The 10,685-nt window shown below is 63.8% G+C and carries 11 protein-coding genes and 2 tRNA genes; all 13 read right to left on the reverse strand.

The window, feature by feature from the left end; all coding sequences use genetic code 11:
• A partial coding sequence (gene nuoG, locus QZY01_RS10645) for an NADH-quinone oxidoreductase subunit NuoG (RefSeq protein ID WP_294536832.1) occupies nucleotides 1–1,388 on the reverse strand: 1,388 nt, incomplete at its 3' end.
• Between the two features lie 119 nt (nucleotides 1,389–1,507).
• Nucleotides 1,508–2,809, reverse strand: a complete 1,302-nt coding sequence (gene nuoF, locus QZY01_RS10650) for an NADH-quinone oxidoreductase subunit NuoF (protein ID WP_294536834.1) — start codon at nucleotides 2,807–2,809, stop codon at nucleotides 1,508–1,510.
• Nucleotides 2,810–2,820: 11 nt separating this feature from the next.
• Entirely contained in the window at nucleotides 2,821–3,465 is a 645-nt protein-coding gene (gene nuoE, locus QZY01_RS10655; RefSeq protein WP_294536837.1) for an NADH-quinone oxidoreductase subunit NuoE, read from the reverse strand.
• Nucleotides 3,462–3,674, reverse strand: a complete 213-nt coding sequence (locus tag QZY01_RS10660; RefSeq protein WP_294536839.1) for a hypothetical protein — start codon at nucleotides 3,672–3,674, stop codon at nucleotides 3,462–3,464. The genes nuoE and QZY01_RS10660 overlap by 4 nt, the downstream gene beginning before the upstream one ends.
• A complete protein-coding gene (locus QZY01_RS10665) occupies nucleotides 3,671–4,861 on the reverse strand; it encodes an NADH-quinone oxidoreductase subunit D (RefSeq protein WP_294536842.1) in 1,191 nt (396 codons plus the stop codon). Before QZY01_RS10665 ends, QZY01_RS10660 begins: the two co-directional genes overlap by 4 nt.
• Nucleotides 4,862–4,920: 59 nt before the next feature.
• Nucleotides 4,921–5,574 (reverse strand): NADH-quinone oxidoreductase subunit C, encoded by a 654-nt coding sequence (locus tag QZY01_RS10670; RefSeq protein WP_294536858.1) that lies wholly within the window; start codon nucleotides 5,572–5,574, stop codon nucleotides 4,921–4,923.
• A 62-nt stretch (nucleotides 5,575–5,636) separates the two neighbouring features.
• Nucleotides 5,637–6,221 (reverse strand): NADH-quinone oxidoreductase subunit B, encoded by a 585-nt coding sequence (locus tag QZY01_RS10675; RefSeq protein WP_294536844.1) that lies wholly within the window; start codon nucleotides 6,219–6,221, stop codon nucleotides 5,637–5,639.
• A complete protein-coding gene (locus tag QZY01_RS10680; RefSeq protein WP_294536847.1) occupies nucleotides 6,212–6,577 on the reverse strand; it encodes an NADH-quinone oxidoreductase subunit A in 366 nt (121 codons plus the stop codon). Before QZY01_RS10680 ends, QZY01_RS10675 begins: the two co-directional genes overlap by 10 nt.
• Before the next feature lie 542 nt (nucleotides 6,578–7,119).
• Nucleotides 7,120–7,196 (reverse strand) — tRNA-Asp (locus QZY01_RS10685).
• Nucleotides 7,197–7,363: 167 nt separating this feature from the next.
• Nucleotides 7,364–8,056 carry a hypothetical protein gene (locus QZY01_RS10690; RefSeq protein ID WP_294536849.1) on the reverse strand — a complete coding sequence of 231 codons (693 nt, stop codon included), beginning with the start codon at nucleotides 8,054–8,056 and terminating at the stop codon, nucleotides 7,364–7,366.
• 219 nt (nucleotides 8,057–8,275) lie between these two features.
• Nucleotides 8,276–8,351 (reverse strand) — tRNA-Val (locus QZY01_RS10695).
• A 316-nt stretch (nucleotides 8,352–8,667) separates the two neighbouring features.
• Nucleotides 8,668–8,946, reverse strand: a complete 279-nt coding sequence (locus QZY01_RS10700) for an HU family DNA-binding protein (RefSeq protein ID WP_294536852.1) — start codon at nucleotides 8,944–8,946, stop codon at nucleotides 8,668–8,670.
• A 572-nt stretch (nucleotides 8,947–9,518) separates the two neighbouring features.
• Nucleotides 9,519–10,685 (reverse strand): S16 family serine protease (locus QZY01_RS10705; protein WP_294536855.1); only part of this gene is annotated, 1,167 nt, incomplete at its 5' end.

Raw genomic sequence — 10,685 nt, forward strand, 5'->3', positions numbered from 1 at the left:
GCGCCGTCGTCGCGGGCGAGAGCGCCCTGCCCGACCAGAATCAGCGGACGCTCGGCCTTGGCGAGGATCGCGCCAAAGCCTTCTCCGCGCGCGACGCTGGCCAGCGTATCGGGGCCGGCGCCGAGATAATCATAGGCATAGGTGAGATCGGCCTTTTCGCCGATCACGCCGATCGGGAAATGGCCGGCGCGCCAGCGGCGGCGGATGCGGGCGTTGAGCACCGGCGATTCCCAGCGCGGATTGGAGCCGACGATCAGCAGCGCGTCGGCATGGTCGATCCCCTCCACGGTCGCGTTGAACAGGTAAGAGGCGCGGCCCTTCGCGGGATCGAGTTTCGCGCCGTCCTGACGCGCGTCGATATTTTTGACGCCGAGCGATTCGGCCAGCGCCTTGGCTGCGTAAAGCTCCTCGACCGACGACAGGTCGCCGCCGATGAACCCGATTTTTTCCGGCGCGGTCGCCTTGAGCTTGTCGGCGATGGCGGCAAAGGCCTGCGCCCAGGACGAGGGCTTAAGCTTGCCGCCGACGCGCAGGAAAGGCCGGTCGAGACGCTGGGTCTTCAGACCGTCGGCGATCTGGCGGCTCTTGTCGGAAATCCATTCCTCGTTCACCGCCTCGTTGAGGCGCGGCAGGATGCGGATGACTTCGCGTCCGCGCGTGTCGATGCGGATCGACGCGCCGAGCGCGTCCATCACGTCGACGCCGGGCGTCTTGTTATATTCCCAGGGACGGGCGCGGAAATTCTGCGGCTTGGGCAAAAGCGCGCCGACCGGGCACAGGTCGGTGACATTGCCTTGCAGTTCCGAGGTCATCGCCTGTTCGAGATAGGTGGTGATCTCCATGTCCTCGCCGCGGCCGATGGCGCCCATGTCGGAGGTGCCGCAAACTTCCGCCGAGAAGCGGACGCAGCGCGTGCAATGGATGCAGCGGGTCATCTCGGTCTTGACCAGCGGCCCGATATATTTGTTTTCGACCGCGCGCTTGCTCTCGGTATAGCGCGAACGGTCGAGGCCAAAGGCCATGGCCTGGTCCTGCAGGTCGCATTCGCCGCCCTGGTCGCAGATCGGGCAATCGAGCGGATGGTTGATGAGCAGGAACTCCATCACCCCTTCGCGCGCCTTTTTCACCATCGGCGAATTGGTCAGCACCACCGGCAATTCGCCTTTCGGGCCGGGCCGCAGTTCCTTGACCGTCAGGGCGCAGGAGGCGGTCGGCTTGGGCGGGCCGCCCTTCACCTCGACGAGGCACATGCGGCAATTGCCGGCGACCGACAGCCGCTCATGATAGCAGAAGCGCGGAATTTCCTTGCCGGCTTCCTCGCACGCCTGGAGCAAGGTGTATTCCGGCGGCACATCCACTTCCACGCCATCGACGATGATCTTGGTCATATCGCTTTCCTTTTGCCTCGCCCGCCCGAGGAGGCGGCCGAGGCGCCCCTCGCATCGGCTGACGCCAATGCCCGCGCCTGCTTCTTCGCCCCGGTCGCCGCTCGACCGAGGCGCCTGTCCTACTGCGCCGCGACCTTGGCCGCGTCCTTGTCCGCTCGCGCGGTATAGCTGTCGATTCGCGCCTCGATGACGGGGCGGAAATGAGCGATCAGGCCCTGGATCGGCCAGGCCGCCGCATCGCCGAGCGCGCAGATGGTGTGGCCCTCGATCTGTTTCGACACGTCGAACAGCATGTCGATTTCCTTTTTCTGCGCGCGGCCTTCGACCATGCGCTGCATCACCCGATACATCCAGCCGGTGCCTTCGCGGCAGGGCGTGCATTGGCCGCAGCTTTCGTGCGCATAGAAATGCGACAGCCGGGCGATGGCGCGGATGATGTCGGTGGACTTGTCCATCACGATCACCGCCGCCGTGCCGAGGCCGGATTTGAGCTTGCCGAGGCTGTCGAAATCCATCGGGCAGTCGATGATCTCATGCGCCGGCACGCAGCGCACCGACGAGCCGCCGGGGATAACCGCCAGCAGATTGTCCCAGCCGCCGCGCACGCCGCCGGCGTGCCGGTCGATCAGTTCGCGGAATGGAATCGACATGGCCTCTTCGACATTGCACGGCTTGTTGACGTGGCCGGAAATGCAGAACAGCTTTGTGCCCGAATTATTCTTGGCCCCGAACCCGGTAAACCAATCGGCGCCCCGGCGCAGAATGGTCGGCGCCACGGCGATGGATTCGACGTTATTGACCGTCGTCGGGCAGCCGTAGAGGCCCATATTGGCCGGGAATGGGGGCTTGAGCCTCGGCATGCCCTTCTTGCCTTCGAGCGATTCCAGCAAAGCCGTCTCTTCGCCGCAAATATAGGCGCCCGCGCCGTGATGGACGTAAATCTCGTAAGGATAGCCGTGGATGTTGTTCGGGCCGATCAGATTGGCCGCATAGGCCTGTTCGACCGCCGCCTCCAGTCGCTCGCGCTCGAAAATATATTCGCCGCGCAGATAAATATAGGCGGCCGAGGCGCCCATGGCGAAACCGGCGAGCAGGCAGCCTTCGATCAAGAGATGCGGATCGTTGCGCATGATCTCGCGATCCTTGCAGGTGCCGGGCTCGGATTCGTCGGCATTGACCACCAGATAAGAGGGCCGCGCCGGGTCGGGCTTGGGCATGAACGACCATTTCAGGCCGGTCGGGAAGCCGGCGCCGCCGCGCCCACGCAGGCCCGAGGCCTTCATCTCGGAAACGATCCAGTCCTTGCCCTTTTCGATCAGGCCTTTGGTATTGTCCCAGCCGCCACGCGCCCGGGCGCCGGCGAGACCCCAGTCGCCAAAGCCGTAAAGGTTCTGGAAGATGCGATCCTTGTCCTCAAGCATCCTCTTCTCCTTCAGCGCGCGTTCGGGGTGGAAAGCGGGCCGCTGTCGCCGTCCGCGCCATAGAATGTCGTCAAGGACGTCAGTCCGCCTTCCGGCTCCGACGTCCTGCGGCCCTTCTGCGAGCCGATTTTCGCCGGCCGCCCGGCGGCGAGGTCGTCGAGCAGCTGCGAAAAATTCGCGGCGTCGAGATCCTCGTAATAATCGTCGTTGATCTGCACCATCGGCGCATTGCAGCAGGCGCCGAGGCACTCGACTTCGAGCCAGGAGAACAGCCCGTCCGGCGTCACCTGCCGTTGCGGACCGATGCGCTCTTCGCAGACCCGGATGATTTCGTCGGCGCCGCGCAGTTGGCAGGGCGTGGTGCCGCAGAGCTGGACGTAATATTTTCCGACCGGCGCGAGGTTGAACATGGTGTAGAAAGTGGCGACCTCGAGCACGCGGATATAGGGCATGTCGAGCAGGTCGCCGACCTTCTCGATCGCCTTTTGCGGCAGCCAGTAATCGTGCTGTTTCTGTGCCTGCCACAGCGCCGGGATGACGGCGGAAGCCTGCCGTCCGGGCGGATATTTGGCGATCTGCGCATCGAGCCAGGCGCGGTTTTCCGGCGTGAACTCGAAGCTTTCGGGCTGGTTTTCGGCAAGGCGGCGGACGCTCATGAGTGTGGCTTCCCGTTGGAATCGCGCAGGTCCCGATAAACGGTGTAGACAGCGACGAGGACGGCGCCGATGAGGATGCCGAAATCGCTTTGCGGCTGAAACAAAGGCTCGCCCCCCGATCGCCGCATTAAGATCAGCGCGACAATGCCGGAGCCGAGACCCGCCAGCAGAAAGGCGACGTTCTTGCGCAGCGACTGGCCGACGGTCACCGGTCCACCTCCCCGAACACGATGTCCTGCGCGCCCAGAATGGCCGAGACGTCGGCGAGCATATGGCCCCGGCACAACATGTCCATGGCCTGCAGATGGACGAAGCCCGGCGCGCGAATCTTGCACTTGTAGGGCTTGTCGGTGCCGTCGGCGACGAGATAGACGCCGAATTCGCCCTTGGGCGCCTCGACCGCCGCATAGACCTCGCCGGCGGGCACGCGAAAGCCCTCGGTGAACAGTTTGAAATGATGGATCAGCGATTCCATCGAATTCTTCATCGCGCCGCGACGCGGCGGCGTGATCTTGTGATTGGGCGCCAGCACCGGCCCCTCGGCGCCCCGGGCGAGCAGTTTCTCGACGCATTGGGTGATGATGCGGGTCGACTGGCGCATTTCCTCCATGCGCACCACCTGCCGGTCATAGCAATCGCCATGCTGGCCGACCGGAATGTCGAACTCCATTTCCTCGTAGCACTCGTAAGGCTGGGCGCGGCGCAAGTCCCAGGCGCCGCCCGAGCCGCGCAGCACCGGACCGGAAAAGCCCCATTTCCAGCAGTCTTCGAGCGTCACCACGGCGATATCGACATTGCGCTGTTTGAAAATGCGGTTCTCGATGAATAATTCCTCGAGATCGTCGCATACGCGCAAGAATGAGCCGCACCACGCCCCTATGTCCTCCAGGAGCTGATCCGGCAGGTCCTTGGCGACGCCGCCGGGCCGAAAATAATTGGCGTGCATGCGGGCGCCCGAGGCGCGCTCGTAGAACACCATCAGCTTTTCGCGCTCTTCAAAACCCCAGACCGGCGGGGTCAGCGCGCCGACGTCCATCGCCTGCGTAGTGACGTTGAGCAGATGCGACAGAATGCGGCCGATTTCGCAATAAAGCACCCGGATCAGCTGAGCGCGGCGCGGGACCTCGACTTCGAGCAGCTTTTCGATGGCGAGGCAGAAGGCATGCTCCTGATTCATCGGCGAGCAATAATCGAGCCGATCGAAATAGGGCACGTTCTGCAGATAGGTGCGCGATTCCATCAGCTTTTCGGTGCCGCGGTGCAAAAGCCCGATATGCGGATCGACGCGTTCGACCACTTCGCCGTCCAGTTCCAGCACCAGGCGCAGCACGCCATGGGCCGCCGGATGCTGCGGGCCGAAATTGATCGAGAAATTGCGCAGGTTCTGTTCGGACATTTTTCGCTCGCCCATCAAAATTTCATGTCCCGCATTTCACTTCGACTTTTGTTAATGCCTCATCCCGGCTTGCTGGCCTTTTCATCGCCCGGAAGATCATATTGCGCCGCCTCCCAGGGCGAAAGGAAATCGAAGCTGCGATATTCCTGCGGCAGCTTGACCGGTTCGTAGACCACACGCTTCTGCGCGTCGTCGTAGCGCACTTCGACATAGCCGGTCATCGGGAAATCCTTGCGCAGCGGATGGCCGTCGAACCCATAGTCGGTCAACATGCGGCGCAAGTCCGGATGGCCGGAAAACAGCACGCCATACATGTCATAGGCTTCGCGCTCGAACCAGTTGGCGGCGGGCCAGATGTTCGAACTGGTCTCGATCGGCTGCGACTCGTCGGTCACGGTCTTGATGCGGACCCGCAGATTGGCATGGGGGTCGAGCAGGTGGACGACCAGATCGAAACGCTGTTCGCGCGCCGGCCAGTCGACCGCCGTCAGATCGACGAAGCTGATGAAGCCGATGTCGCGCAAAAAGGTCAGGCTGGCGATCCATTGCGCGGGCGCGACGACGATGGTCAGTTCGTCCCAGGCGATGGTCGCGCTGACCGGGGCCTGGCTGAACCCGGCCTGGATCCTTTCCGAAAGGGCCTGCAACTTCTCGCGCAAAGCGGCGGCGTGGTCGCTTGGCGCGACCGCGGCTTCGTTCTGCTCGTTGGCCATTCTCACCCCTTGATTCCAGCCCTTTTCGGGCGCGAAAAACGAAAGCTCGGCTTTTCGCCAGATTACCGCTCAATCGTGCCGGTGCGGCGGATTTTGCGTTGCAACAGCAGAATTCCGTACAGCAGGGCCTCCGCCGAGGGCGGGCAGCCGGGCACATAGATATCGACCGGCACGATGCGGTCGCAGCCGCGCACCACCGAATAGGAATAGTGGTAATAGCCGCCGCCATTGGCGCAGGAGCCCATCGAAATCACATAGCGCGGCTCCGGCATCTGGTCGTAGACCTTGCGCAGGGCGGGCGCCATCTTGTTGGTCAGGGTGCCGGCGACGATCATCACGTCCGACTGGCGCGGCGAGGCGCGCGGGGCGAAGCCGAAACGCTCGATGTCGTAGCGCGGCATCGCCGCCTGCATCATTTCGATGGCGCAGCAGGCCAGACCGAAGGTCATCCACATCAGCGAGCCGGTGCGCGCCCAGTTGATGAGATCGTCGGTGGCGGTGACGATGAACCCCTTGTCGGCCAGTTCGTCGTTGATCGCCAGAAAGGTCGGATCGTCGGCGCCGATCGGCTTGCCGGTGCGCGGGTCGAGAATTTTCCGCGGGGCCGGCGCCACCAGGGTTGGCTGCGGTTGCGGGGTCAATCCCATTCGAGGGCTCCCTTCTTCCATTCGTAGATGAAGCCGACGGTCAGGACGCCGAGGAACACCATCATCGACCAGAAGCCGAACACGCCGATCTTGCGGAAGGCTACCGCCCAGGGGAACAGGAAGGCCACTTCGAGATCGAAGATGATGAACAGCAGCGAGACGAGATAGAAGCGCACGTCGAATTTCATGCGCGCGTCGTCGAAGGCGTTGAACCCGCATTCATAGGCCGAGAGCTTTTCGGCGTCCGGCGCCTTGAAGGCGAGCAGGAAGGGCGCGACGAGCAGCGCCCCCGAAAGCCCTGCGGCGAGCGCGATGAAAAGCACCAGCGGCAGATAATCGTTCAGGAGAACCGGCATGGCATTGTCCCCTTGAGTTTCCGGCGCGCCGCCAGGTTGCGGAGCGCCCGGCTACGGCGTGAGCCGTCGGCCGGACCCTTCGCCGCCGGGCGAGGAGGGCGGGCCCTGAAAAAGCCGCATCCCGCCGCCGGATGGTCATGGTTGCCTATCGCAGCGCGGCGCCTCGCGCAAGTTCAAAGCGCGGCCACGCCCGTCTGCGTCAACGCGCCGCCGGCGCCATCGCTGCGCGATCCCGCGGCGAAACAGGTCCCGGCCGGGCCGGAAAAGCTTGGTTTTTCCTGTCGCTCGCGCAAAAACCACCCGTCAGCCGCTCGCCTGCTTGATGCGAAAGTCGAAGGTGAACTTGCCATCGGATGGCGCCGGAAAAGTGGAATCCTCCGTTCCACCAAGCTTAGTCCCAAATACAGCAAAGCCCCGGAGCGGCTTTTTCGTTCCATTGGGAGAAGGCGCGCTTCCGGTCCCGGCGACAGGAATGCGACGCGGCGCAGCCGGCCCGAAAACCGTCTGGCGGAGCCGGAACCATTTGCGAATTTCAAGGGAAATGGCGAGAGAGACGGGACTTGAACCCGCGACCTCCGGCGTGACAGGCCGGCGCTCTAACCAACTGAGCTACTCCCCCGCGACCGCGACGCATCGTGTCGAACGGAGGCTTGCGAATTAAGACAGCGAGGCCGGCAAGTCAAGCGCTGTTATACCGCTTTGGGGGACCATGGCCCTTTCGCGCGAAGCGGCCGCAGGTTCGCGCCCTCATCGAGGCAGGGGCTCGAACCTTGCGCCCCAGGGCGGTCAGAAAATCCGGCTGGCGAGATTCCACCGCGCCATTTCGCCCGGCGTCACCAGATGGATCGATTGCGAGGAAATATGTTCGGCGAACCGGATCAGGTCGCGGCTAACGCCCATGCGCGACGAATAATTCATCAACATGCCGGCCATCGCGCCATTGTCGTAGACCCGCTCGGATTTCGAATCGCCGAACATGTTGGTGTGTTCGGTATTGGCGAACATGCGGTGGATGCCGAGCGCGCTGCCCGGCGGCGCCACACGTTTCCGGCCGCCCATGAAGGCGTAGACGCAGGCCGACAGGCAGGAGGAGGTCCGGAACCGGCCCCGGCCGGACGCGGCGCCGAGCCGCGCCACCACGGTCGCCGCGCCGATGCGGCGAAAAATCTGCCCGAGCTCCATCGAGGCGACGACATAGCCGCCCTGCGAATTGAGGAAGACGACGGTCCGCAGATCCTTGTCGGCGGCGTTTTCGCGCAGGAAATTCAGAAACTCCTGCGGCGTGGAATTGACGATCTGCCCCTCGGCGACGATCACATTCGGGCAATGGCTCCGGCAGCCGGAGCCGTCGGGCAGCGGTTCGAGATGAAAGGACATGGACTGCGCGCTGGCGCAGGGCGCCGCCGCCAGCAGACCCAGGGCAGCCAGAATCAGCCCAAAGACGCGCGAAAAATAATGCGATGCCCCTGCCCCTGACATTCCGATCTCCGCCCGGAGCCGTTTTCCGATCCGCCGAAAAAGGATCGAGACTCCGTCTTCACGTTTCTCCGCCGGCGCGGCGACCAGTCGCCAGGGTCGCGGCGCGAACCGGTTTCCGCTTCGCCTCGACCAACCCGCGCGGCAAACAGCTCATGCAGCAAACAGGCCACGCTGCGCCAATCCCTGTCCGCGAGCCCGGCGTGCAGGCCTTTTCTATAGTGGTGGGCGGTGACGGTCTCGAACCGCCGACCCTCTCGGTGTAAACGAGATGCTCTACCAACTGAGCTAACCGCCCGGACCCCAAGCCTCAAGCCGGATTGCCCCGCGTCGTCCGCGCCCGCGAGCCATGCCTTGCGGGGATCGCGGCGAAAGACAGCCGAAAGGCGCGCCGGGGTCGGCCCCCGATCCTGTCCGTCATCCTTGTTGCGACGGCCCGCCTTGCGGCTGTTCCCGGCTCATAAAGCGCCGCCACGGCGCTGGCAAGGAAAGAGTGGCGTCGGAGTAGAGATCGCCTTTGTCGAACCGTCCGGCAAACGGGACGCTCGCCTGAGGGAATTCCCGCATGGCCAAATCCTCGAACCCAACGACCGCGCCGGACGCTGCGCCGAGGCTTACTTGTTGACCGTCGCCTTGAGCTGGGCGCCGGGCTTGAACCTGACGCTCTTCGAGGCCGGAATGGTGATTTCCTCGCCGGTGGCGGGATTGCGGCCCTTGCCGGCGGCCCGGGTCTTGACGGAGAATGTGCCGAAACCGACGAGACGAACTTCCTCGCCGCTCTTCAGCGCCGAGGTGATCGCGCCGATCACCGCGTCGAGGGCGTCACCGGCGGCGGCCTTGGAGGTTTCTGTTGCTTCCGCGACGGCGTCGATCAATTCGGCTTTATTGGTCATCTGAATTCATCCTGTGTCTAAAGCCGCGCTCCGGGCGCGGCCAAACCGCGCAAACGGACGCGGCCAAGCCGCATAAACGGGGCGTCTCGAAATTTCACCACCGCTGCGCGCCCCTGCGCCTCGGCTCCTTGAATTTTATCGGCGCCGACGCAACGACCTCCCGCTGTCGCGAAAATGGCTCGAATCGCGCCCGCCCGATCGGGACACTTTCGGATCGAATCCCCGACAAAGCAAGGCTTACCGCGCGTCCTCGCCGAAAAAACCCTGAAAATCCGCCTCGGGGGAGCGAGACGCCGCCGGTGGGCCGGAGCCACAAGAGCCAACCGCCGCCAGATCGCCAAAAAACGCCGGCGAGCCAAAGCTGAGAAAAGCCGGCGACGCCAAAAAAAACCGGAGGTCGAAACCTCCGGGCTGGTTCGGCAAGCTCTGACCGACGCGGCGTCGGCCCTGGAGCCTTTTCCGATCCGATTGAACGGAAAAGGCTCCAGCTTATTATTTTTAAGCGTTTTCTCGACGCGAACCGGAACCGCTTCGCTTGACAACGCTCTGGGAGATCGATCGGGCGCCTGAAATCAATGCGCCACCACGCCCGTCGTCTCATCCTCGACTTCCCTGGGGCCGGCCTTGACCGCGCCTTCCTCCCAGGTGATCGCCTCGGGCATGCGCACGAGGGCGTGGCGCAGCACTTCCTCCATGCGCGAGACCGGCACGATCTCGAGGTTGTTTTTCACCGATTCCGGAATATCCACCAGATCCTTGGCGTTGTCTTCGGGGATCAGCACTTTCTTCAGTCCGCCGCGTAACGCCGCGAGCAGCTTTTCCTTGAGGCCGCCGATCGGCAGCACCCGGCCGCGCAGCGTGATTTCGCCGGTCATGGCGATATCGCGCCGCACCGGAATGCCGGTGAACACCGAGACGATGGCCACGGCCATGGCCACGCCCGCCGAGGGGCCGTCCTTGGGCGTCGCGCCTTCCGGCACGTGGACATGAATGTCCCGCCGGTCGAACAAGGGCGGTTCGATGCCGAAGTCCACCGCGCGCGAACGCACATAGGAGGCGGCCGCCGAGATCGATTCCTTCATCACGTCGCGCAGGTTGCCGGTCACCGTCATGCGGCCCTTGCCGGGCATCATGACGCCTTCGATGGTCAGCAATTCGCCGCCGACTTCGGTCCAGGCGAGACCGGTGACCACGCCGACCTGATCCTCCAGCTCCGCCTCGCCGAAGCGATAGCGCGGCACGCCAAGCGAGGTCTCGACCTTGTCCTCGGTGACGACGACCTTGTCGAGCTTGGGCTTGGAGAGCAGGATCTCCTTCACCGCCTTGCGGGCGAGGTTGGAGATTTCGCGCTCCAGATTGCGCACGCCCGCCTCGCGGGTGTAGCGGCGGATGATCTTCATCAAGGCCGCGTCCTCGATCACCCATTCGCTGGGCGACAGGCCGTGCTTCTTGGTCGCCGCCGGAATCAGATGCTTGCGAGCGATGACCGCCTTTTCGTCTTCGGTATAGCCGGCGATGCGGATGACCTCCATGCGGTCCATCAACGGCGCCGGAATGTTCAGCGTGTTGGCGGTGGTCACGAACATCACGTTCGACAGGTCGTAATCCACCTCCAGATACTGGTCGTTGAAGGTCGCATTCTGTTCGGGGTCGAGCACCTCCAGCAGCGCCGAGGACGGATCGCCACGGAAATCCATGCCCATCTTGTCGATTTCATCGAGCAGGAACAGCGGATTGGA

Origin of the sequence: uncultured Rhodoblastus sp. (assembly GCF_903903185.1) — a bacterium.
In the GTDB taxonomy this organism is placed as follows: Bacteria; Pseudomonadota; Alphaproteobacteria; order Rhizobiales; family Beijerinckiaceae; genus Rhodoblastus.

Bases quoted from the DNA above. Each gene is read 5' to 3' on its own strand.
- nuoF (WP_294536834.1), bottom strand. From the start codon at position 2,809: ATGCTTGAGGACAAGGATCGCATCTTCCAGAACCTTTACGGCTTTGGC.
- nuoE (WP_294536837.1), bottom strand. From the start codon at position 3,465: ATGAGCGTCCGCCGCCTTGCCGAAAACCAGCCCGAAAGCTTCGAGTTC.
- QZY01_RS10665 (WP_294536842.1), bottom strand. From the start codon at position 4,861: ATGTCCGAACAGAACCTGCGCAATTTCTCGATCAATTTCGGCCCGCAG.
- QZY01_RS10670 (WP_294536858.1), bottom strand. From the start codon at position 5,574: ATGGCCAACGAGCAGAACGAAGCCGCGGTCGCGCCAAGCGACCACGCC.
- QZY01_RS10675 (WP_294536844.1), bottom strand. From the start codon at position 6,221: ATGGGATTGACCCCGCAACCGCAGCCAACCCTGGTGGCGCCGGCCCCG.
- QZY01_RS10680 (WP_294536847.1), bottom strand. From the start codon at position 6,577: ATGCCGGTTCTCCTGAACGATTATCTGCCGCTGGTGCTTTTCATCGCG.
- QZY01_RS10690 (WP_294536849.1), bottom strand. From the start codon at position 8,056: ATGTCAGGGGCAGGGGCATCGCATTATTTTTCGCGCGTCTTTGGGCTG.
- QZY01_RS10700 (WP_294536852.1), bottom strand. From the start codon at position 8,946: ATGACCAATAAAGCCGAATTGATCGACGCCGTCGCGGAAGCAACAGAA.